Source organism: Comamonas sp. C11 (assembly GCF_024496285.1).
Taxonomy (GTDB): Bacteria; Pseudomonadota; Gammaproteobacteria; order Burkholderiales; family Burkholderiaceae_C; genus Comamonas; species Comamonas testosteroni_F.
Map to the genome: position 1 here is coordinate 4,345,421 of NZ_CP101743.1, position 20,823 is coordinate 4,366,243.

Consider the following 20,823-nt stretch of genomic DNA (forward strand, 5'->3'; position numbering starts at 1 on the left):
CCGCCGCCGCGGGCTTTTCTCATTCTGGGAGCCACCTATATGCAAGACAAGAACGTAATCAAGCTGAACGACCAAGACGCAGCCCTGCTCGAGCAAGGAGCATCCATGCTTGAAGGCTTAGAGAACGATGAGCGCAATCGCGGGAATTGCAGCACAGCCGAAGGCGCAGGATGCAGCGCCCATGCAGTCCGCCGTCTGGCATCAGCCCTGCTGGCGCATGAGCGAGAAATTGGCCAGTGCCTGCACCAAATCACTGAGCCCCAGGCAGCGCCCGCAGCCGTGGCAGTGCCTGATGGCTGGAAGCTGGTGCCGACTGAGCCTACGCCCCAGATGTGTCACGTCGGACGCTACGGAGGGGACAAGGACGCCCCAGCGTATGGGGAAAAACCAGTTGAAGGAGAGACCGCTTGGCCATTTGTTGCAGATCACACTGCAAAGCAGATTTACTGCGCCATGCTCGCAGCTGCTCCAGCGCTTGCCGCCACCCCGGCAGCCGCGCCAGTGGTGCTGCCTGAGCCTGCTCACTGGCTTGCAGTGCTGGACCCTGAGCAAGTACCCCATCAGCTGAAAACAAGCCTGCATGCCGTCGGCTTCCGCAACAAGAAGTCTGCAGAGGCATTCATCGCGGAACAGCTGGACTTCAGCGGCTGGCGGTACACGCTTGAATCTCTGTTCAAAGAACAGCAGCTGCGCGCCCTGCTGGCTACTGCACCACTGCAGCCAGTGGAAGGACCAACGAATGATCAAGCGACATGGTGCAGCTACATCGCCGGGATGATCGGATGCTATCTCAATGAGCCCGATGACAGTCCCCGCGTCAAAGCCATTGCAGGAATCATTGAGCGCCGCTTGTGGGCACTTCCGTCCGCAGCTACTGCTACCGGACTTCCCGCGCAGGCGGTGCCCGCCTTCTGCCACGTTGCCTCCTTGAAGCTCAAGAGCATGCAGGAGCGCGGCTACCAGATCACCGGCTACGCGCTGGAGAAGCCCGTGGAAGGTGAGCAGCCAGAACGTGGCTTCATCAACCATGGCGGCTTTGTTGGCTGGTGGTGGGATGGTCAATCACCCCAGGCGCAGGCAGACGCGCGGGATGCGGGAAAGCTGCAGTTTCTGATGGAGGCAGACCAGCATCTGCTGCACCGATTCATCGAGACGACAGAGGACGATGAGAGCTACGACCTCAAAAAAGAGGAGATTAAGCGACTCGCGGAACTCGGAGTTGTCAGCAACCACGGGTTTGGACGGTACAGCGTGACGATGTTTGGCTATTGGGCGCACGAACAATTTTGGCACCAGAACCCCAGCCTGCCATTGAAGACCAATTCTGACCGAGACCGCGAGCACCGCGCCGCAATCGCCGCCCAGGCAGCGCAAGGGAGTGAAGCATGAGCCGCCGAGCCCGCGACCGAGGCGACAAGCGCGACAGATGGCGCGAACCTATCAACCACCCTGAGCCCCGCTGATGCGGGGTTTTGCTTTTGGGAGGACTTCATGGCAACCAGCGCCAGCACCGTAGGCCTGCCAGAAGACAAGGCCTACATTGCCCACCACTTCAACTGCCCTACCTGCTGCGCTGCCGGTCTATCCGGCGGGCAGCAGGAACGGTGCACCGACGGATTGTTGCTTTGGGATACCTACAACCAGGCTGCACGCCTTCTGCTCGAACCTTTGAAATCCAACCGCCGGCCCGCAAGGGCCATTTTTAATGGAGGTCGCCATGGATCAAACTGGTGAATTCCTGTTGCCACAAGAAATTAAGCGAATGGCGTCAGCTGGAAAGCTGGACCAGCAAGAAGCGTTTTTGAAGAAAGAGGGAATCCCTCATAAACGCCTGGGCAGGCGTATTCTTGTCTCTCGCGCTCATGCCAGGGCGTGGCTGACTGGAGTGGTTTTCACGCCTTCGCGCGGGATTAACTTAGGAGCTGTCAGATGACTGGAGCCTATCCACGACTGCGCACCAGAACGCGCCGCCGTAAAAGCGGCAAGGTCGTGGTGTATTACTTCTATGACGCATCGACAGAAGGAAACGGGGAAATTCCCCTTGGCACCGACTTCGATAAAGCAATCGCCCAATGGAAAGAAATCACTGAGAACGGCACCCACAGTGCGCGAATAGCTGGCACGCTCGAGGAGGCTTTCTCCGGCTGGGAATCGAAAGTCCTGCCAACGTACAGGAGCGAAGAAACCAAAAAGGGCTATGCCAAGAACCTCAGGATGATGCGCCCGGTCTTTGCCGAGGCGACCTGGGACCAGGTGAGCCTACCGGTAATCAAGGGCTACCTGACGAAGCGCACGGCGAAGACCCAAGGCAATCGGGAGATGGCCTTGCTCTCGGTCATCTGGAACTGGGCGCGCGGCGAAGGCCTTACCTCTTTGCCATGGCCAGCGGCCGGGATGGAGCGCAGCAAGTGGAAGAACAAGGAGAAGCCGCGGAAGATCAAGGTTCGGGACGATGTGTTTGCGGCGATCTATGCAGAGGCAGCCCAGCACATCAAGGACTGCATGGACCTCGGATCCGCCACGGGCATGCGCCTGACTGACTGCATCACGGTCCTGATGCCGCGCGGGAACCTGCTCACGCTGGAGGCCAGTAAGACCGGCAAGGAGGCCGAGTGGGACTTGAACCTTTCCGCAGTTCTGCCTGACTTGGTGCGCAGGCGCAAGGCTCTAGGGGCTGATCACCTGATGCTGCTTTCCACTGCAGACGGGCAGCCAGTGTCACCCCAGGCGCTTCGCTATGGATGGGACAAAGCCCGGAGCACGGCCGCAGAGAAAGCCAGCGAGCGCGGCGAGGATGAGCTGGCCGATGCAATCAAGCAGCTCTACCTGCGGGACATGCGCAAGCGTGCCGCCCAAAAAGCGGGTAGCCTGGAAGAAGCATCGAAGCTGCTGCAGCACAGCGATGAGCGCCTGACAGAACGCCATTACGGCGGTGTCCGGAGGCTGAAACCAGTGGGCTAAAAGTGTTCCGGTTTTGTCTTCTCTACCTATAAATAAGTACACCAAAAAAACCGGAACACATCGGCCTGCAGGCCGCATGAATCCTCATTTCTTCACGGGACTCAAAATCCCCCGCCGCAAGGCGTGCCGGTTCGATTCCGGCCCCGGGCACCACAGATGTAATGCTATAACTCTTGAAGACGCTCCGGAAAACTTTCCGGAATGTGTTCCGGTTTGGCAGAAAGAATGCCTGCACGATGACCCATCTTGCAGGCATTTTTTTTACAGCACCCAAGTTCAAGACTGTAGATATCCAGGCACCATTGATCGCGCTTTGGTAAGCCACTGATCTATGTGTCGGCGCGGCTTTTTTGAGACTCTCAAAAGTCGCACCGACACGAAACCTATCCCTTACCTACTTGCGTTCAACCAGCGCCTCAGAGTTCAGGACTGGCGCAGCTGTTTCGGACTCAGCAGCTTTGCGCTGAGCCTTCTCAGCCTTCTTTTTCTTCTTCTCCAGCTCCCGCTGCCTTTTCTCGAATTGGTAGTTAGGTTTTGGCATCAGGCGATTCCTTAGTGGTTTAAGTTACCCACCATAACCGATGAACCGTTCTGCGAAGCCCTAGTTCGTCTGAACTGCTTTGTGTTTTGTTTCCTGCAGGCTAGCGACCTGCATGCTGATGCCAAGGATGAGGCCACAAGCATGGACGTTTCGAGCTTGCCATCAGCCAATGCAACCACAGGCTAGACCTGACAGGCTGCCTTCCTCAAAACCCGTACCTCATAGAAGGCCCGCCAGTGGCCTGCAAGTCGTAGCAATCGGCCCACTCACTAGAACAAAAACGCCCTCGAACTGAGGCCGTTTTCTTGAGTTCGCAACTAGATCACCAGCCCCCATAGCCATCGATGCCATAGCCAACATTTGGACGAGAGCTGGCACGGAATTCGCGGTTGCCACCGAACCCACGACCTTCTTCACGAGGCTTCGCAAGATTGACAACGATCGAACGTCCATCGACGGACATGCCATGCAAACCAGAAATAGCTGCTTGGCATTCGTCCGCAGAGGTCATTTTTACGAACGCAAAGCCCTTAGAGCGTCCAGTCTCACGATCCATCATGACTTTGGCAGAGGTTACGGCTCCGAACTCTGCAAAGTTGCTTCGCAGGCTGGAGTCGGTCACGGAGTAAGGCAGGTTGCCAACGTAAATTTTTGTGCTCATGGGAGCCTTTTCTAGTGGTGACGCATCAAGGATTGACGCATCGTTTGAATGTGGCGGCGCGAGTGAGAGTCCACAGCAACCGAATCAAGTGGAGAGCTCGTTAGCGGCTCAGCACGTCGATGGCTGCATGGTGGTATGCAGCCAGCCATCAGGGAACCTATAGCTAGGCTGCCCCACCTCCCGCACTGTCCCCGCCAGCCGCTGATCAATGTCATGCATCTCGGTCAGGATCACGCTGCGCTTGTCCTGCTGGTCCACAGGCAGCTTGGGAGTCTGGCCTGTGCATGCGACTCATCGAGGGATGAGAGTCGGTATTGAGACTAGATAGCAAATGACGCATGTATGGAGTGATCTAGTCAACGAAACTCGAAGTGCTCCCTGTGCAATTGCCAGCTAGCAGCTGGCAACGATTGCTCCAGTGCTTGCTCCAGCTGCTTGCCCATGGAAGCTGGGCCACAGAACCACACCTGCAATGGCTTGTCGGCTTGATAACGTTGAAGCACCTCTTTGGGCGTCCAGCGATGGCCATCGGAAAAGATATCGAGATGCACATCGGGATGAAGCGCCGAAGCCTCTTCCAGAGCTCGAGCAAGAGGATCGGCAGCATGCTGACAGGCGTATTGGAGCCAGGCTTGGGGAGCATGGCCGTCATGATGAAGCTGGCCCAACCAGGATAAAAAAGGAGTCGCGCCAACGCCAGCACCGACCCAAACATGCACAGCACCATCGTCGTGGTCCGGAGGCACAAAGCGGCCATAAGGACCATCTAGCTCCACAACGGCTCCGGGCTGAAGACGCTCGGGCAAGCTGCGTGTCCAGTCGCCTAGTTGCTTGATGTGAAAGCGCACGACGTGATTTTGCTGGCCCGCATCGGACAGCGTGAAAGGGTGAGCCTCTTGCTCCCCTGACAGGCGCAAAAAGGCGAATTGCCCCGCAGCATGGCCCGGCCAGGAATCATCCATGCGGCATTGCATCTCCAGCACATCACCGAGCTGCGTGAATGACAGTACGGTGCCCACATGGGGATAGCGCGGCCGCAGGTCACGTTTCAGTTGAATCACTGCAGCCACGATGCCGAAAACCATCGTCAACGCCAGCAGCCAGCCGCCCACACCGCTCCAATAGCCAGGGGGAGTCAGCACAAGGCCATGAAACACCAGTAGCAGATATGCCAGGGGCATGAATCGATGAAACCAGTACCAGCGCTTGTATGGCACCGCGCGACGAGCAAGCGTAATGACCAACATCAAGATCAATGCATAGAAGGTCCATTCGCCCAAGGTTTTCGCATAGGGCTTCAGGAGGCTGACCCACTCGGGCACGGGTACCTTGGCCAGCCTGCCAGTGCTACCAATAGCCGTCGCGATGAGGGGCTTGGACTGCTTGGCCAGCCAATGCGCCAAGCTCAACACAATGGCAATGATGCCCAGCCATTTGTGCAAACGGTATGCCTTATCCATGCCACCCAAAGGCGACTCTACCCACCGAGGGCGCAAGGCCAAAACCATGATGGCCGTCATGGCCCCCAAAGCCAAGATACCAGTGAGCAGCATGCCTTCTTGCCGCATCACCCACAGCAGATCGCCTGGCGGCGACGGTGACAGCCAAAAAGCCTCCACTGCCCAGATCAAAAAGAAAGAAGCAAAGACAAGAAGAATGGAACGGCGCAAGACAACACTCCTGTTTGCTCGATTGCCGACAAAACCAGAGTGCGGAAACAGACACACGCAGTAGCGCTGGATCGTTCACCGCAGGCAGCTTCAACACATTCGAGGCTTGTTCAAGGCTGATCCAGTTAAGGCTAACATGGCGCTCGATAGACGCTTTCCATGCCTAGCCGCTTTGCTGAGAAATATTGCTGTTTGTCAGAAAGCGTAGAGTCCGCCCCTGGCTGTGGATTCAACTGGTCAATGCAACACAATGACTGCCTCTGGTGGATGGAGTGTGGGCATGAAGCAAAGACTGCGGATTTACTTCACCGAAGCTCAGAAGGCAGTGATGTGGGATCGCTGGAAAGCTGGCGATACCTTGCGCGAGATCGGCAAGCTGTTTGAGCGACCGTACACCTCGATTCACAACATCCTGAGTTCGACAGGAGGTATCCGGCCACCAGCAAGGCATCGGCAGCGTTTGTCCCTGTCTCTGGCCGAGCGCGAGGAGATCTCTTGCAGCTTGGTCGCAGGTGAATCCATCCGCTGCGTTGCCAGGCGCTTGAAGCGAGCAGCATCCACCATCAGTCGAGAACTCATGCGCAATGGCGACAAGACTTGCTACCGAGCGACAAAGGCAGATGAGGCAGCCTGGCAGCGAGCGCACCGCCCAAAGACGTGCAAGTTGGCCTGCAATCCTGCGTTGGAGCAGATCGTGGCGGGTAAATTGCAGAGTCGATGCTCACCTGAGCAAATAGCAGGACGGCTCAAACGAACTTACCCGGGCGCATATCTTGCAGCTCAATCGGGATACTGCAATACAAAAACCACCCAGATACCGTGCATCCCGTGCATTAGCGCGGGTTCGAGATATCCCGACCAGCTCGTAATTCGCTCCTCACGAAGCAAAAAGGCGCTACGGAAACGTCATGGCGCTCCGAAGGGTGAAAGGAAATCAAAAGACTCATGGAATACAAATCGTTCGTATTCGACAACAATGTCAGTGCCAATCCTACATTGGATATAGCTATCAGAAATCAATACTTATCGCATTAATTAACACTAGCTCATCCACCAAACACCCGAGCTCAAGAAACCACATGTCTACGGATAGCACGTCACGTTTCACTAAGAATGTCATCTCTATGGATGAGGTTCTGACACGGACTGGGTTATCAAGATCCATGCTCTACAAGCTGCTGCGCAAGGACAAGTTTCCTCATCCCACCCCAATGAGCAACAGAGCAGTTGGCTGGTTCGAAACGGATGTCGAAAGCTGGCTGCAGGCGAGCAAGGCAATTCACCAAGCAAGCCAGGTTCTACCTATCGTCTACATGGCGGGAAAAATGGGGGCAGCTTCAGACAATGGGAAGCCGGGCGGGGAGTTTTCATGTTGGCGAATCTTCGACGTATCCAAGTCCAAGGCGCTTGGTGATCTGGGGATCGAGAGTTCAGATACCGATGTACTGATCGCACCGCCGGAAGAAATGCTATTTCACGGAACTTGTACAAGGTTCATGTATTCAGGTCCGTGGAAAGCGAGAAATGGCAACCATGGACACATGCATGGCGCGAATTCTTACTCTCCCACCAACCCACAAAGCGCCGCCTATCGCGGAGCTCTTCAAGGCATCTCACGGGCCGACGTTGTTGTTGCCTATCTCGAAGACCTGGAGGCTTTTGGAACGCTGGTTGAGATCGGCTATGCAAGAGCGGGCAATAAGAGAGTGATCGTTATTACTGCACCTGCCCTCAAGAAGCAGCGACGAGGCAAAGACTGGGACCATGGCATTTGGTTCGCTATTCGAGCTGCTGATAGACACATCGAACTACCAGACCTTCCTGGCTCCAGCCAGAACGACCTCTGGCGATCAGCACATGCACATGCTGCCTCGGTCATTTCGGAGTGGTATCCCCATTCATTGACTCCCCCTCCTAGCGCCGCCGAATAGGGTGTAGTGGCCAGCTCGGGCCTGCCTCATAAGGAAGAAGCCTCACAACCTTCCGTCCCGCCCACTTGTTGAACATCTCGAACAGCTCTTGCAACGGGGCAACCTCATTCTTGTCACCGGCAATGAAGAGGCCGGCAAACGAATCCGCACCATGCCTATGTGCGACATGCGCAACTTCACGGCCGCCCCATCCATGACTTTGATGAAGCGTCAAAGCTGCTGGATCGCAGCCATGTGAAAGCAGCGCGCAAGCTTTGCCCAAGAAGGACCACATGATCGAAATCAGTCAGGTACAACTCCTTCCACCTCATGAAAGAAATTTCCCTATCAAGAAACCTTCAAACAAATACTTCAAATTCAAATATCATTTCAATTTCCAATGTCAGACAAAGTATTCTTACGTATAAGAATCGAACGCAGCCAATAACAGCATTCAAATAATTCCTATCAGGATTGCACATCTGACGGCTTGCGCTCTGGTTCTTACTTGCATTTTTCCGTAAATATTTTTTATATGCGTTGACACAGTCAAAGGGCTTATTTGCAAGGAGGAAGCAACCTCGAGAGAGCTCTTCCCTTGAGCTATCAACTTCAATATTTCCACCTCTCTTTCAGTCAGCGACTCAAAGCTCTTGTTTTTGAAGGTACTTTCCTCATGCAAATTGGCTTTGAATATTTTCGGAATGATTTTCTTCGCCACTACTGGAGATATAGCCGCTCCACCATTGGCCACTTCCAGCACCGCTTGCGAGTAACTTCCAAACCATGAGTTTTTCACCAGGTATCCAACAGCGCCTCTTTTAAGAGCATTCATTGCCGCATCGTCGTTTTCACTTGCAGAAATTGCAATGCTCAGCACGTCGGGCCTCTTTAGTTGGATCGATTCCAGTAACTCTGTTCCTTGGCCTTCACCAATAGATAGGTCAATGAGGAGCACATCGAACTCTTGCAAAAAGACGTTCTTACGAGCCTCTCTGTAGCTGCAGGCCTGCCCGACCAGAAGAGTGCGCGGGTCACGCATGAGCTCCTGCGAGATCACATTGCTGACATGGCTGTCTTCGTCAACCAGAAAGACCCGCACGGGCTGGTTCTGCTGCCCCTTCATGTCGGACGGCCACATGCGCCCAGAGACTGTAGATGTGACTTCTGCACTTGCTGCATCATCAAACCGTGAGTTCATAAATGCGTCGGATAGATACATGTGACACTCCATTTGATGAGTCGATTGCCTAGGAATCTCGCGAAAAATAGAATTCGTCTCATTGAAAATCCACAAAAAACAAATAAAGAAAAATAAGGTTTAGATTTTTACAAATTAATACTGGAATACAAGGTATTAAGCTGTTTTCATCAAAAAATAGATGTAAACCCTTTATTTTTGAAACAATGGATAGATGAAATAAAAAGAAATATAGATTACATTTTTTAGCATTGTAAGAATTTTCCAACAAGCACTATTCTTTCAATAGCGCATCACCCACAAACTACAACAAATCAATCATTTTTTTCATCATTTTTAATTCTTCAAAAAACATCTTTGAATGGGGGATTACTGTTTCCCCGTCGTTTTCTGAAACTGCCTTCACCGAAAGCAGTTTTGGAACGTAACAAAGCACTCCAGAACTTGTTGACGGTTAACACTGGCCTTTGCGAAATTGCATAGGTCTCTCGCTCACACACTCTCAGTTTTCTGAGAACTCGCTATTCAAAGGAATGATCATGAAAAAGTCTCTGATTGCCATGGCGGTTATTGCGTTGGCTGGTGTTGCATCTGCTGCCGTGAGCAGCTCAAGCATTGCAGCCACAAACACGACGTCGAGCGCATCGTCTGCCACGCTGTCGGGAGCTGCCAGCTCGGGCAACGGAAGTGCGCTGAGCATGAATAGTGCAACCTCCGGTGCAACGTCGAATGCAAACGCTGCTGGAGGTGCGATCGGCGCAGGCGGTTTTGGCATCGGTGGGGCAGCTGTCGACGGTAGCGCAACTACTTTTGGTAATGTGAAGAGCCTTTCCGCAACCACCGGCAACGGTGTTGCTGGCGGCGTAGCGGCTACCAATGCCAATGCGGGCTCGGCTGCTGCTGCCGGCTATAACGCAGGACCCGTCAACGGTACTGCGTTCGGCGGCGCCTCTTCTCAGACCGCGAATGTTGCTGCAACTGGCGCAGGCCCTGGCGGCGGCTTGGCCTACGTCAACAACAATGCTGGCACCACCTCCGGCTACAACGCCACATCGGGAGCCATTTCCTCACCTTGGGGCTCGTTGACCAACACCACATCGAACGCAGGCTCTGTGGGTACCGTCCACCAAAATGCCGGCTCCTGGGGTAACGCGGGCTACTTCTCCAACGGTGGCGGCACCTCCGGTACTGCTGGTGCAGGCTCTACTGCCAATGCCAACTAAGGCAGCTGTCCCAAGATAGTTGTGTTTGTCCCGGGCCTGGCTGCCTGGCCGGGCTCGGGCAACGTAGGAGCAAAGCATGAAATTCTCAATAGCTCTGTTAAGTCTTTGCGTTCCTTTGTGCAGTTATGCGCAAAATGCCGACAGCAGCGCGCAAAGCTCCTCCAGCTCCTCTTCCGTGGGGGCGCAACAGAATCAGTCGGTCACCATTGTCAATCCGGTCGTTGCCCCGGCGGAAAGTCGATCTGTATCCACGATGGACAGCAGATCCACTTCAACCTCCGATCAAAACATAACAACGAACGGCACGACCACCCAGAACCTGAACAGCACTGTGTCCGGAACGTCCAAGAACATTGTGGAGTACACAGGCACTTACACCATGAAGAACGTTCCCAGCGTGAACGGCCCCAACCTCACGACCAGCAACGACACCTGCATGGGTAGCAGCAGCGGCAGTGCCAACGGCCCTGGCTTTGGCGTGAGCTTCGGCACAACCTGGACGGACGAGCATTGCAAACGCCTGAAAATGAGCCGTGAGCTCTGGAACAAGGGCATGAAGGCAGCCTCGCTAGCTATGGACTGCATGGATCCTGCCGCTCGCGTGGCACTGGAGATCACGGGTTCGAAGTGCCCACAATCCATGACCGTAGAAGAGCGGCGCAACAACTACGGGCCGGATGCTTCGGCACAAGGTAGCCCCACGCCCGCTTCAGTCCCCGCTGAGGTTCAGTCAAGTTTGGCACCTGAAGTCACTCGCCCCTCGCTTGTAACATCTGTGATGGAAGATTCACGTACAGCACAGCTGTACGACAATTAGTGGGCGTGATTCCTAATCTAGGAGGCCGCTATGGGCAAGACTCTAGCTCTTTTAGCGATTGCACTATGCTGCGCTTCGTCTTTGGCTGCACCCGACTCCAGGGCCATCAATGAACCGTTGAGCATTCAACGCCAGATCTTTGGAAGTGGCGAGCAAGGTGCAGCAGGCTCGCAGCAAGCAGAGCCAGTCGGTGACTATGGGGTATGGCATGTGCCGCAGTACCTGCCTGGTTACCCTACTGCAGCAACTATCTGGCCCCGCGCCATACCTGTGAAATGCAAGGACAGGCAATGCGAAGGCTATGTGATTACCCCGCAGATGGGGCCAGGTGAGTACCTGTTTTTCGTGCCTACAAGCGAATAGACTGGTCAAAGGCATAACAGGACGGCAGCACCCCATTGGTGCTGACAGCAACTCACCTAACAAGGGCGGGCTTCAACCCGCCCTTGTTGATTGGTGCTCTGCAAATATGCTGCCACTCAGCACCGATAGCGACACCAGAAAAGTATCTGCCGATAAAGCGACTTAGCCTCGCCCCCCATGTCGACATCATGGGCGCAACGCGTTTTTGTCCAAAGGAACGCCACGACAATTTTTTGCGCCTAAATATCGAATACAATCCGCATCCCTCCAGGGCGAGTGCTGGGAATTGAAATCCCGCAGCAGGGCGTTCCGGTCCAATCCGGCACGACATACCCAAGCCGAGAAGGCAGCCTCGCGCCATCCAGCCTTCCGTTCTCCACGCGAAAAGCCGGCGCATCAATGACGCCACAGCCGCATGCCTTTCCCTTGCCGGGGTAAGGCAGGATCTCTCTTGCTCGCTCATCTTTTCGAAGTTGCACAGTCACTGTGCATAACTTTGCATAATCTGGTGCGGACCTATATCTTGCAATGCCATGCTCAGCACCGACAGCATCACCCATCTGGCAAACATCCATTCGCTTCCAGCCTTTAGCACATAGCAGGTCACCAGGGTCATTTCTCTCTGAAAAATGCTTTTTGAGCATCGCTGCGTCTGTACTGTCAACGAGATCCTTTGCTGTCAATCCGAGCAACCCTGGCTTGAGTCAAGCCACAAAAAAAGCGCTGTCCATGGCAGCGCTTTTTTCCACAGATCATGTGGACATGATTGTGGATATCCGGTGAAATCCTGGTGATAACAGCACACAAGCCCTTGTACTTGCGGGTTGAAAGGTAGGTTGCCTCCAAATCAGGCAATTGCAAATCAAGGGTTAACCCCGGGCATTTCAGAGCTGGCGCCGGATCACCATACGTCCCGACTCGGTGATATGCCAGTGCTTTTCTGCATCCTGCTCCACCAGCCCCCGCTCCAGCAGGCGCCTGGAGAGATATTCCTTGGCGGCAGACCACAGGGAGACATCCTCACCCAGCTCCAGCTTCTTGAGTGTTTCCAATTCATCGACCGTAGGTTCATACACAGGTGCGCGATAGACTGCGGTTTGCATGGTGACTTCTCCTAAGCTCGTGCGATGACTGGCCGCTCCGGCTCCGAAGCGCCTGAGATCCAAGATAAACCTGTCATCTGCGACGCGCAATAGCTGCACGCCTGCTTTACCTTTATTCACCCGACAATCCCCACCACACCGACCTGGCAGCCCAGCCATCGGCTGCGACTCTTCATTTCAGGAGCTGACCACCTTTATGCTGTATGCGCTTGCTGTACTTTTCGCCTTTCAGCTACTGGGAGAGTTCCTGGCCCGCGTCACGGGCCTACCCCTGCCCGGTGCGCTGATCGGCATCCTGCTTTTGCTGCTGGGTCTGCTGTTTTACAAACGCCTACCCAAGACACTGGAAGATACTGCCCAGGTTCTGTTGCAGAACATGATGCTGCTTTTCATCCCCGTCATTGCGGGAGTGATGCTGGAATTCGACCACCTGCGCCGCGAATGGCTGCCGTTTGTGCTGGCCTGCATTGCCGGAGCTGCCATCACATTCACCGCAACCGCCCTCACCTTCCGCTTCTGCCTGCAGCGCCAGCGCACTCGCAAGCCGGATGACGATTCCGCCGCAAAGCAGGAGCCCGGCGCATGAGCACACCTTTGCTTGAACGCCTGCACACCGCCTGGCTGAGCCTGGCCGAAGGCTCGCCCCTGCCCTGGCTGGTGCTGACCATGCTGGTCTATATGGCGGCCATGGCCATCTACCGAAAAAGCGGCAACCGCCCCATGCTGATTCCGGTGTTTACCGGCGTGGTCGTCATCGTCGCGATTCTGTTGCTCACGGGCACGCCTTATGAAACCTATCGAAACGGCGTATCCCTGCTGGGTCTGATGATAGGCCCGGCCACCGTGGCCCTGGCGATCCCGCTGTACGCCCAGCGCGAGCGCATCAGTCAGCTGTGGTTGCCCATCAGTGTCGCGTTGCTGGTGGGCTGTCTGGTCGCTCTTTTTTCAGCGCTGGGCATTGCCTGGGCCTTTGGCGGCTCGCAAGCTACGCTGATCGCCGTGGCGCCCAAGTCGGCCACCATTCCCATCGCCCTGCCCATGGCCGAGCGCTTTGGCGGAACACCCTCGCTGGCCGCCGTGGCCGTGGCCATTACCGGCATCAGCGGCACCATGATGGCACCGCTGCTGTGCCGCGTCCTGCGTCTCAAGGATCCAGCGGTTCAGGGCTTTGCCATCGGACTTACGGCCCATGCGATTGGCACGGCACGCGCCATTCAGCTCAACCCCACGGCCGCAGCATTCTCCGCTTTGGCCATGGGCTTGAACGGCGTGGCAACGGCTGTACTGATGCCACTGGTGCTGGCGATTACCCCTTGGATCTAAAACAATAGCTGCCAGCGCTTGGTAAATAACCGCTGGCAGCTATTTTTGACTAACTTTTACGCTCGCTACGTCGGTAGGCTGCAAGCGCCCCAAGAATCAGCGCCATCCCCAGCCACTGCACCGGCTGCGGCTTGGCACCAAACCAGAGCAAATCCACCAGCAAAGCCATGACGGGGTAAATAAAGGACAGGCCGGCGATCGCCTGCGCCTGAAGTCTTTGAAATGCCGTGTACATCAGCGTGTACATCCAGGCCGTATGCACCAGGCCCAGCAACAGCACCGCAACCCAGACCTTGGGACTGAAGAGTGCCTGGGCGCGCAGCTCCCACACCCAGGGCAGCAAGCTCAGCGCACCCACCAGCATCTGCAGCATGGCAATCTGCGCCGGCGCAAGCCGCCTGAGCCGCTGTGTGGCCAGGGTGGCCATGGCATAAAGACCGGCGGCCAGCAGTGCCAGCACAATGCCCAGGGATTGCCCTTGCGACGCCTGCTGGTCAGTCAGCCCGATCAGACCGCTGCTCAAACCTACGCCTACCAGCGCCAATACCAGCCATGGCAGCCGACTGAGAGGCAGAGGCTCGCCCTGCAACAGAGCCGCCAGCAGCAACAGCAAGAAGGGCTGTACGTGATAGACCACCGTGGCAATGGCAATGCCGCTGTATTCATAGGCACGAAACAGGCACAGCCAATTGACGATGAGCGCCGCAGCCCCTAGCAAGAGCCAGCCGCTCTCGCGCCAGGTCGGCCTGGACCACTGGCCAGACCAAAGCACCCAGGCTGCCAGCCCGAGGCCGCCGAGCAGACAACGCAACCAGACCACCCACAGCACGGGCAGGCCGCTCTCCAACACCAGCAGGCCAATGGTTCCAGAAAGCGCCATGGCCAGCACCATGCGCCAGTTGCCGCCAGCTGCATTGGACGGAGAGGTGGCGGCCAAAGCTGGTTTGGAAGCCAGCACTTGCAAAGAGGAAGAGGTCTGGGAAGTCATGATGGCATGGTCCATCAATCACACCCAAGCATCAATACAGCCTTATTCCACTTACTATTACCTACAAATCAACAATCAATCCGAACCATGAGCACAGAGCCCGGCCTGCTGCCTGAAATGCTGGTTTTCGCCAAGGTAGTCGAGCTGCGCAGCTTTGCCGCCGCCGCACGGCAACTGGATCTGACCACCTCGGCCGTCAGCCGCAGCGTGGGCCGACTGGAAGCCCATTGGGGCGTGCAGCTGCTGCATCGCACGACCCGCTCCCTGTCCCTGACCGAGCTGGGTGCCGAGATCTATGCCGCCTGCAGCCAGCTGGCTCAGACCGCCAGCGATATCCATGCCATTGCCGGCCATTACAGCGGCGTTCCGCGCGGCACGGTGCGGCTGACGGCACCGACCATCTTTGGGGAAATCTGGCTCAGCGCACAGCTGCCCGCCCTGCGCCGTCAATGGCCCGAGCTCGAGGTCGCCGTCAGCCTCAGCGACCAGATGCAGGACCTGGCTCAGCAAGGCCTGGATCTGGCCATTCGCCTGACCCGACCCGAACAGCTGCCGCCGCATATGGTGGCGCGCGAGCTGCGCCAGGTGCGCTATATCGCCGTGGCCTCGCCAGCCTACCTCAGGGGCCTGATCAAGCCGCCCGAGCATCCGCAGGAGCTGGGACGCGAGCATGGCGTGGCATGCATCACGCTGGGCTATGGCGACTTTCAGAGCCGGCTGCAATGGATGCACGGCCATGCTCGCAGTCCAGAGGCTGTCGTGACCGAGGTCGCTGTTCACTCTCCTTTGTCCATGGACAGCAGCACCGGAATCATCAATCTGGCGCTGCAGCACCAGGGCATAGGCCTGGTGGCAGACTTTGCCGCCCAGGCCGTATTGCACAGTGGCGCGCTGGTACAGGTTCTGCCCGACTGGCAGCTGACGGGCAACTACGCGCCGCGCACCGCTTATGCACTGTATATGCCCTCGCGCCACCTGCCGCTCAAGGTGCGGGCGCTGATCGATCATCTGGTCGAGGCAGGCAAGCATTAAACCCATGACTCAAACTGGCCCAGTCGCAGCGGCCTGATGGCCAGCCGTATCGACAGTCGCTGCAGCGGCTTGCGGCCAGAAAAGCGCACGCACGTCAGCGCAGGCATAAGGCAGGATCAGAGCCATACCGCTCAGCAGAGTGCCGACACTGGCGACAGCGCTGCCCAGACCCGATTGCAAGACAGGCCCCGTAAAACAGGACACCAGCAAGCAGGCTAGCGTCGAGCTGACAGCCAGACTCGGCGCCCAGTTCCTGAAGCGCAGCTGCCCGTAAAAAGACACCAGCATGGTCACAGTCACCACCGCCATGGCAAGCCATACCCCTGGCGGATGACTCTTGATGCCACCGAACTGCACCATGCTGTCATACACCGACTTCAGACTCGCCGGGATCAGTGGGTAAAAGGAATCCAGGCACAGGCCCGCCACAGGGATGAGCATGGAGGCAAGAACAATGGCCTGGTATGTCGATTTCGTCAATTCCCTCTCCCTCGATGCTTTACCGGGCATCGTATCGGGATATCCCCATTCGCCCGCTACAAGCTTGTGGACAATACCAACCACTCACCGGGATAAGCATATCAAGCCATTGTTCTGCAACGACTTTTCAATACGCGCTTAAATTTTAAGCAAACCACACCACAAGACACTCAAAGCCTGCCAACTCCGCATTTCATAGCAGCTCATGCTTGCCAAAATTGGACTGCAGCCCAGTTTTCCCCATCAAATCACTACAAGCTTGTGGACAAACCCCGGCAACACCTTGAATAAGCAAGCTAAGTCCTTGTCAGCGCAGGACAATCGGGAGGCTGATCATTTTTTAATCAACCCCCATCGGGCCACCAGGCTCTCAGCGCAGCGGCCCTTGCCAATCGGCCAGGCGATGGGCACTGTCCCAGAACTGCCATTCCAGCCGGGCCGCATCCTTGTAGGCTGCATGCATGGCCGCACGTGTGGCCTCGCTCGCATCGACTGCCAGACGATCCACCGTGGCGCAGACGCCGCGCACCGCCGCGTGGAACTCCTCGCTGGCATAGGTATCGACCCAGGCCTGATATGGATTGTCTTTGGCCGAGCGCGCATGAATGTCGCGCCCCACCTCGGCATAAATCCAGAAGCAGGGCAGCAGCGCGGCCACGGCCACCGGGTAAGTGGCGCTCCAGGCCGTGGCCAACAGATAGCTGGTGTAGTGATGGCAGGCCGGCGTCAGCGGCGTGGCCGCAAACTGCTCGGGCGTGATGCCGAAATCGCGCATGAAGCCGCCATGCAGGGCCCGCTCCACCACCACGGCCTCATTGGCGGCATTGGCAAACTGCACCACGCCTTCGGCGTTATCGGATTTGGCTGCCGTCACGGCCAGCGCGCGGCCATAGGCTACGAGGTAGTGCGCATCCTGAATCATATAGTGGCAAAAACGCTCCCGACTCAGCGTGCCGGCCGCCAGTTCCTGGTTGAAGGGCAGCTCCAGGGTGCTTTGAAACAGCGCCTGGTTGGCATTCCACAGGCTTTGGCTGAAGGACATGATTCGACTCTCCATTGCAAAAATTCATAGCAGCCAGCGCTTTGCTGACTGCTCTAGAAACTGTTTTTACCTGAAATAAGCCATTTGCTATTCATACCGCTGCGGCTTTGAGGTCAAAGCTGTATTGCAGCGGATGTGCTCCATTCCCCCTCGAACTTGTCCGTCGACTCACACGAGCGCCAAAGCGATGAACAAGGCAGGGGAAACCATAGGCTCCAAAAACCTCGTCAGCCCCATTGACCGACTGATCAGTCAGTTCATAGACTTGAATCAAGGAATCACCAAAACATCACATGTATTGCAAGGAGGCAGGGGAATGGACATCCATTTTGCAAACGAGCTTTACCGCCGCGCCACACATGCCATGCAAACCGGACTGGCCGACGCCGATACACAGGGCGGACAGGTCGCAGTCTCCCAATACACCAGCGACGAGCAGACCACCCAGGAATTGCGCTTGTTGCGCCAGTTTCCCCAGCCCGTGGCCGGTAGCTCATCCATTCCCACGCCCGGCGCCTGGCTGTCGCTGACTCCATTTGATGTTCCGCTGCTTTTGGTCAGGCAGTCCGACGGAGCCGTCCACGCGTTCTTGAATGTCTGCCGCCACCGCGGCGCACGCGTTGTGGCCGAGGGCAGCGGCACCGAAACACGAGCCTTCACCTGCCCCTACCACGCATGGACTTACCAGCCCGATGGTGGCTTGCGAGGTGTTCCCGACTCCTTCGGCTTCCCCCAACTGAAGAAAGAGAAATCCGGTCTCAAAGGGCTGACCGCCGTCGAGCGGGGCGGCGTCATCTGGGTGGTGCTGGACCCCACATCACCCATCAGAGATATCGACACACACCTGGGTCCGCTCATGGAAAACCTGGAGTCGCTGGACGGGCTCCACTCCCCCGTGTCCTATGCGCAGCGCTCGCTCGAAGTCAACGCCAACTGGAAGCTGCTGACAGATGGCATCTTTGAAGCCTATCACTTCAAGGTTGCGCACCGCCAGACCATTGCCCACATGTTCATGAACAACCTGCAACTGGTGGACGAATTTGACCTGCACCGGCGCTTGTACCTCATCAAGTCCCGCTTTCCAAAAGAGCAACCCGAAGCAAACGGCTTCGACCCGCGCAAGTATGGCAACCTGACTTATTACTTCTTTCCCAACACGATGATCCTGGTCCAGCCCGACCACGGGCAGCTCAGCTACCTGGAGCCGCTCAGCGCCTCCCGCACACGGATTCATGAGATCACACTGATTCCGACCGAGCCCGCCACAGACAAGGCCGCAGCGTACTGGAACGCCAACGTGGACCTTTACCGCCGAACCCTGGCCGAAGACTACGCCCTCGCTGAGTCCATACAGGCCGGCCTGGCATCAGGCGCCAATGACAGCCTCACCTTTGGCTCTTTCGAGTACAGTGCGCCCCGCTTTCACACGCAACTCCAACAGCAGCTGGACTCGCTCCACCCCCGCCCTCCGAGCCATAAGCCTGTGAAGACAGCCTCTAGCTGACCCCTGACCTCTGCATTTGCCTCTGCGTTTACTGCTGCATTAGGTTGAGCCACGACCACCTGTTGTGCTTGAAGATTCGGACGCCCGCGTGCTGATCATCGACACGAAGTTTCTGGACCGTATCGGCACTCGCAGCACTTCGTCAGGCAAGTGGGGTACGTCAAACGCCCGAAAAGCATGGACTTTCTGACAAGCCTACCGCGCACGGAATCAGGCAAGCTGCTCAAGCGCCAACTGCGCGCACCGTACTGGGCGGGACAAGAGCGGGCCATCAACTGAACGAGCCACTGCACACGCGCCGCCCTCCGGCCTGTGCCCTCCCATTTCTATAATCACTGGATGCCCTGCAAACCGCTCTCTCGTAAAGAACTGATCCTGGATCGTGCCGAACAGCATTTTGCCGACCACGGATTTCAGGGGGCATCACTATCGGCCATCGCCCGGGACTGCCAGATCGGCAACCCCGGCCTGCTGCACCACTTTCCCAGCAAGGAAGTGCTGTACCGCACCGTGCTCGAGGCTCAGGCACACGAGCTGATGCAGCGCATGGAGCAAGGCGTCCAGTCCGAGGCGCTGCTGCAACAGCGCCTGCAGGCCTTCATCTTGCTGCAGATCGAATGGATGCAGGCCCGCCCTTCGGGCTTCAAACTCATTACTCGCGAGCTGTTGGACAATTCCGAGCGCATTGAACTGGCTCATACCCGGCCGCTAGAGACCTTTTTGCTTCTGAGTGTGGCCTTGATTGAGGAAGGTCAGGCAGCCGGATTGCTACGTCAAGACATCGCTGCCGTTGCTTTGCTGACCATTATTCTGGGCAGCCTCAATTACGCACAGATTGTCCGCCCCACCTTCAGCAGAGCCTTTACCGAGCCAGACCTCAAGATCAACAGCCACTGGATGCGGCGTATCGCTGCCGATGTACTACTACTCATCAGCACTTCAAGCTTCGTCTCAAAAAAGGCATAACGCAGCCAGTTCAATCACTCTGTTTTTCCACCACGAATTTCCTGTGCGCGGCCCTGCAGCCACTGGCTGAACACCCGCAGCGCCGGAGATGGCTGTGCCTCGGCCGCCAGCGCAGGCGTTACCAGGTAATAGGCGCGGTTGCCGCGCAGCGGCTGGGGGCAGGCGATGATGAGATCGCCACGCGCGATCTCCTGCTCGATCAGCATGGGCGGGATCAGCGCCACGCCCAGCCCCTGGCTGGCGGCCACGGCCAGCATGGAAAACAGTTCGAGCCGCATGCCGTCGAGCGCGCGCGGTGCATCGACATGCATCGCGTCGAACCACTGGCGCCAGCCCTGGGGGCGCGTACTTTGCTGCAGCAGCGGCAGGCGCGCAATCACCTCGGGGCCCACCGGCAGCCAGGCGCGGCCTGGATCACGCTGCTGGGCCGTGGCTAGCAGTTGCGGGCTGCACACGGGCACAACTTCCTCGTCCATCAGCCACTGCGCTTGCACGCCGGGCCAGCGGGCCACCTGCTCGGGCGTGCCCGCATAAAGGGCTGCGTCAAACACGGTGTCGGCAAACAGAAACGGCCGGGTCTGCACGTCGATGTGCACTGTGATGTCAGGGTGCTGCTGGGCCAGTTGCGGCAGGCGCGGCAGCAACCAGCGTGTGGCAAAGGTGGGCACTGCCGCCAGATTGATGGGGCCACCCTCGCCCTGATGACTCATCAGATCCAGCGTGTCGCGCTCCAGCCCCTGCAGCCAGCGACCAACCTGGGTGGAGTAATGCCGGCCCGCATCGGTGAGCAGCACGCCATGGCGCGTGCGCTTGAACAGGGCCACGCCCACAAACTCCTCCAGCGCAATGATCTGGCGCGAGACGGCACTTTGCGTCAGCGACAACTCCTGTGCGGCCTTGGTGTAGCTGACATGGCGGGCGGCCGATTCAAAGCAGGCCAGGGCCTGGGTGGAAGGGAGAACTCTGCGCATATCTCTTGTGCCTAGAACGCATCAATCAATTTCAAAACAACGGGAAAACCCTGAATAATTCGTTTAT

Annotated in this window: 24 protein-coding genes; 14 read left to right on the forward strand and 10 right to left on the reverse strand. The window is 57.0% G+C overall.

The genetic code is table 11. The annotated features are described in order from the left end of the window. Positions 1–39: 39 nt before the first annotated feature. From NOX35_RS20015 to NOX35_RS20030, 4 genes are all read left to right on the forward strand, one after another. Complete coding sequence (locus tag NOX35_RS20015) at positions 40–1,389, forward strand: hypothetical protein (protein ID WP_256494485.1); 1,350 nt, start codon at positions 40–42, stop codon at positions 1,387–1,389. Between the two features lie 102 nt (positions 1,390–1,491). After that, entirely contained in the window at positions 1,492–1,734 is a 243-nt protein-coding gene (locus tag NOX35_RS20020) for a hypothetical protein (protein ID WP_256494486.1), read from the forward strand. Then, positions 1,718–1,933, forward strand: coding sequence for a phage protein (locus NOX35_RS20025; RefSeq protein ID WP_034380602.1), 216 nt, complete (start codon positions 1,718–1,720; stop codon positions 1,931–1,933). The genes NOX35_RS20020 and NOX35_RS20025 overlap by 17 nt, the downstream gene beginning before the upstream one ends. Then, positions 1,930–2,961: an integrase gene (locus NOX35_RS20030; protein ID WP_256494488.1), complete on the forward strand. Its 1,032-nt coding sequence runs from the start codon at positions 1,930–1,932 to the stop codon at positions 2,959–2,961. The genes NOX35_RS20025 and NOX35_RS20030 overlap by 4 nt, the downstream gene beginning before the upstream one ends. A gap of 394 nt (positions 2,962–3,355) precedes the next feature. Here the strand turns inward: NOX35_RS20030 and NOX35_RS20035 are convergent, their stop codons facing one another. The 3 genes from NOX35_RS20035 to NOX35_RS20045 all read right to left on the reverse strand — a co-directional run bounded on the left by NOX35_RS20035 (position 3,356) and on the right by NOX35_RS20045 (position 5,833). Further along, positions 3,356–3,502 (reverse strand): hypothetical protein, encoded by a 147-nt coding sequence (locus tag NOX35_RS20035; RefSeq protein WP_182283821.1) that lies wholly within the window; start codon positions 3,500–3,502, stop codon positions 3,356–3,358. Positions 3,503–3,824: 322 nt separating this feature from the next. Continuing rightward, positions 3,825–4,163, reverse strand: coding sequence for an RNA-binding protein (locus tag NOX35_RS20040; protein ID WP_182283823.1), 339 nt, complete (start codon positions 4,161–4,163; stop codon positions 3,825–3,827). Between the two features lie 356 nt (positions 4,164–4,519). After that, positions 4,520–5,833 (reverse strand): ferric reductase-like transmembrane domain-containing protein, encoded by a 1,314-nt coding sequence (locus NOX35_RS20045; protein WP_182283825.1) that lies wholly within the window; start codon positions 5,831–5,833, stop codon positions 4,520–4,522. Between the two features lie 328 nt (positions 5,834–6,161). On the opposite strand from NOX35_RS20045, the gene NOX35_RS28840 reads away from it, so the two are divergent. Both NOX35_RS28840 and NOX35_RS20055 read left to right on the forward strand, forming a co-directional pair. Next, positions 6,162–6,839, forward strand: a complete 678-nt coding sequence (locus NOX35_RS28840; protein ID WP_371878554.1) for a transposase — start codon at positions 6,162–6,164, stop codon at positions 6,837–6,839. A 73-nt stretch (positions 6,840–6,912) separates the two neighbouring features. Then, positions 6,913–7,764: an AlpA family phage regulatory protein gene (locus NOX35_RS20055; RefSeq protein ID WP_182283827.1), complete on the forward strand. Its 852-nt coding sequence runs from the start codon at positions 6,913–6,915 to the stop codon at positions 7,762–7,764. Positions 7,765–8,197: 433 nt separating this feature from the next. Here the strand turns inward: NOX35_RS20055 and NOX35_RS20060 are convergent, their stop codons facing one another. Then, positions 8,198–8,965: a response regulator transcription factor gene (locus NOX35_RS20060; protein ID WP_256494492.1), complete on the reverse strand. Its 768-nt coding sequence runs from the start codon at positions 8,963–8,965 to the stop codon at positions 8,198–8,200. A 578-nt stretch (positions 8,966–9,543) separates the two neighbouring features. On the opposite strand from NOX35_RS20060, the gene NOX35_RS20065 reads away from it, so the two are divergent. From NOX35_RS20065 to NOX35_RS20075, 3 genes are all read left to right on the forward strand, one after another. Continuing rightward, positions 9,544–10,167, forward strand: coding sequence for a hypothetical protein (locus NOX35_RS20065; RefSeq protein ID WP_232538001.1), 624 nt, complete (start codon positions 9,544–9,546; stop codon positions 10,165–10,167). Positions 10,168–10,243: 76 nt separating this feature from the next. Next, positions 10,244–10,984, forward strand: coding sequence for a hypothetical protein (locus tag NOX35_RS20070; RefSeq protein WP_256494493.1), 741 nt, complete (start codon positions 10,244–10,246; stop codon positions 10,982–10,984). 30 nt (positions 10,985–11,014) lie between these two features. Further along, entirely contained in the window at positions 11,015–11,347 is a 333-nt protein-coding gene (locus tag NOX35_RS20075) for a hypothetical protein (RefSeq protein ID WP_034349562.1), read from the forward strand. A gap of 481 nt (positions 11,348–11,828) precedes the next feature. Here NOX35_RS20075 and NOX35_RS20080 read toward each other — a convergent pair whose 3' ends face one another. Together NOX35_RS20080 and NOX35_RS20085 are read right to left on the reverse strand one after the other, a co-directional pair. Continuing rightward, on the reverse strand, positions 11,829–11,963 hold the full coding sequence (locus NOX35_RS20080) for a hypothetical protein (RefSeq protein ID WP_256494494.1): 135 nt from the start codon (positions 11,961–11,963) through the stop codon (positions 11,829–11,831). 268 nt (positions 11,964–12,231) lie between these two features. After that, positions 12,232–12,450 carry a hypothetical protein gene (locus NOX35_RS20085; protein ID WP_003078700.1) on the reverse strand — a complete coding sequence of 73 codons (219 nt, stop codon included), beginning with the start codon at positions 12,448–12,450 and terminating at the stop codon, positions 12,232–12,234. A 196-nt stretch (positions 12,451–12,646) separates the two neighbouring features. On the opposite strand from NOX35_RS20085, the gene NOX35_RS20090 reads away from it, so the two are divergent. Both NOX35_RS20090 and NOX35_RS20095 read left to right on the forward strand, forming a co-directional pair. Further along, complete coding sequence (locus NOX35_RS20090) at positions 12,647–13,036, forward strand: CidA/LrgA family protein (protein ID WP_182283834.1); 390 nt, start codon at positions 12,647–12,649, stop codon at positions 13,034–13,036. Then, entirely contained in the window at positions 13,033–13,773 is a 741-nt protein-coding gene (locus NOX35_RS20095) for an LrgB family protein (RefSeq protein ID WP_182283836.1), read from the forward strand. The genes NOX35_RS20090 and NOX35_RS20095 overlap by 4 nt, the downstream gene beginning before the upstream one ends. Positions 13,774–13,822: 49 nt before the next feature. On the opposite strand, the gene NOX35_RS20100 is transcribed toward NOX35_RS20095, so the two are convergent. Beyond that, complete coding sequence (locus NOX35_RS20100) at positions 13,823–14,761, reverse strand: DMT family transporter (RefSeq protein WP_232538002.1); 939 nt, start codon at positions 14,759–14,761, stop codon at positions 13,823–13,825. Between the two features lie 87 nt (positions 14,762–14,848). Between NOX35_RS20100 and NOX35_RS20105 the strand changes: the two genes are divergently transcribed. Continuing rightward, positions 14,849–15,793, forward strand: coding sequence for a LysR family transcriptional regulator (locus NOX35_RS20105; RefSeq protein WP_182283840.1), 945 nt, complete (start codon positions 14,849–14,851; stop codon positions 15,791–15,793). Positions 15,794–15,802: 9 nt separating this feature from the next. Here the strand turns inward: NOX35_RS20105 and NOX35_RS20110 are convergent, their stop codons facing one another. Both NOX35_RS20110 and tenA read right to left on the reverse strand, forming a co-directional pair. Continuing rightward, a complete protein-coding gene (locus NOX35_RS20110) occupies positions 15,803–16,273 on the reverse strand; it encodes a hypothetical protein (protein ID WP_256494495.1) in 471 nt (156 codons plus the stop codon). Between the two features lie 370 nt (positions 16,274–16,643). Beyond that, the gene (gene tenA, locus NOX35_RS20115; RefSeq protein ID WP_182283843.1) at positions 16,644–17,315 is read right to left on the reverse strand and encodes a thiaminase II; all 672 of its coding nucleotides are present in this window, start codon (positions 17,313–17,315) and stop codon (positions 16,644–16,646) included. Positions 17,316–17,631: 316 nt separating this feature from the next. On the opposite strand from tenA, the gene NOX35_RS20120 reads away from it, so the two are divergent. Next, a complete protein-coding gene (locus NOX35_RS20120) occupies positions 17,632–18,819 on the forward strand; it encodes an aromatic ring-hydroxylating dioxygenase subunit alpha (protein WP_256494496.1) in 1,188 nt (395 codons plus the stop codon). Positions 18,820–19,131: 312 nt separating this feature from the next. Continuing rightward, the gene (locus NOX35_RS20125; RefSeq protein ID WP_182283847.1) at positions 19,132–19,785 is read left to right on the forward strand and encodes a TetR/AcrR family transcriptional regulator; all 654 of its coding nucleotides are present in this window, start codon (positions 19,132–19,134) and stop codon (positions 19,783–19,785) included. A gap of 14 nt (positions 19,786–19,799) precedes the next feature. Here NOX35_RS20125 and NOX35_RS20130 read toward each other — a convergent pair whose 3' ends face one another. Further along, entirely contained in the window at positions 19,800–20,756 is a 957-nt protein-coding gene (locus NOX35_RS20130) for a LysR family transcriptional regulator (protein WP_256494497.1), read from the reverse strand. Between the last annotated feature and the right edge of the window lie 67 nt (positions 20,757–20,823).

Excerpts from the sequence above, each read along its gene's own strand:
- NOX35_RS20015 (WP_256494485.1), top strand. The coding sequence starts at position 40 with ATGCAAGACAAGAACGTAATCAAGCTGAACGACCAAGACGCAGCCCTG.
- NOX35_RS20020 (WP_256494486.1), top strand. The coding sequence starts at position 1,492 with ATGGCAACCAGCGCCAGCACCGTAGGCCTGCCAGAAGACAAGGCCTAC.
- NOX35_RS20025 (WP_034380602.1), top strand. The coding sequence starts at position 1,718 with ATGGATCAAACTGGTGAATTCCTGTTGCCACAAGAAATTAAGCGAATG.
- NOX35_RS20030 (WP_256494488.1), top strand. The coding sequence starts at position 1,930 with ATGACTGGAGCCTATCCACGACTGCGCACCAGAACGCGCCGCCGTAAA.
- NOX35_RS20035 (WP_182283821.1), bottom strand. The coding sequence starts at position 3,502 with ATGCCAAAACCTAACTACCAATTCGAGAAAAGGCAGCGGGAGCTGGAG.
- NOX35_RS20040 (WP_182283823.1), bottom strand. The coding sequence starts at position 4,163 with ATGAGCACAAAAATTTACGTTGGCAACCTGCCTTACTCCGTGACCGAC.
- NOX35_RS28840 (WP_371878554.1), top strand. The coding sequence starts at position 6,162 with ATGTGGGATCGCTGGAAAGCTGGCGATACCTTGCGCGAGATCGGCAAG.
- NOX35_RS20055 (WP_182283827.1), top strand. The coding sequence starts at position 6,913 with ATGTCTACGGATAGCACGTCACGTTTCACTAAGAATGTCATCTCTATG.
- NOX35_RS20060 (WP_256494492.1), bottom strand. The coding sequence starts at position 8,965 with ATGTATCTATCCGACGCATTTATGAACTCACGGTTTGATGATGCAGCA.
- NOX35_RS20070 (WP_256494493.1), top strand. The coding sequence starts at position 10,244 with ATGAAATTCTCAATAGCTCTGTTAAGTCTTTGCGTTCCTTTGTGCAGT.
- NOX35_RS20075 (WP_034349562.1), top strand. The coding sequence starts at position 11,015 with ATGGGCAAGACTCTAGCTCTTTTAGCGATTGCACTATGCTGCGCTTCG.
- NOX35_RS20080 (WP_256494494.1), bottom strand. The coding sequence starts at position 11,963 with ATGACCCTGGTGACCTGCTATGTGCTAAAGGCTGGAAGCGAATGGATG.
- NOX35_RS20085 (WP_003078700.1), bottom strand. The coding sequence starts at position 12,450 with ATGCAAACCGCAGTCTATCGCGCACCTGTGTATGAACCTACGGTCGAT.
- NOX35_RS20090 (WP_182283834.1), top strand. The coding sequence starts at position 12,647 with ATGCTGTATGCGCTTGCTGTACTTTTCGCCTTTCAGCTACTGGGAGAG.
- NOX35_RS20095 (WP_182283836.1), top strand. The coding sequence starts at position 13,033 with ATGAGCACACCTTTGCTTGAACGCCTGCACACCGCCTGGCTGAGCCTG.
- NOX35_RS20100 (WP_232538002.1), bottom strand. The coding sequence starts at position 14,761 with ATGACTTCCCAGACCTCTTCCTCTTTGCAAGTGCTGGCTTCCAAACCA.
- NOX35_RS20105 (WP_182283840.1), top strand. The coding sequence starts at position 14,849 with ATGAGCACAGAGCCCGGCCTGCTGCCTGAAATGCTGGTTTTCGCCAAG.
- tenA (WP_182283843.1), bottom strand. The coding sequence starts at position 17,315 with ATGTCCTTCAGCCAAAGCCTGTGGAATGCCAACCAGGCGCTGTTTCAA.
- NOX35_RS20120 (WP_256494496.1), top strand. The coding sequence starts at position 17,632 with ATGGACATCCATTTTGCAAACGAGCTTTACCGCCGCGCCACACATGCC.
- NOX35_RS20130 (WP_256494497.1), bottom strand. The coding sequence starts at position 20,756 with ATGCGCAGAGTTCTCCCTTCCACCCAGGCCCTGGCCTGCTTTGAATCG.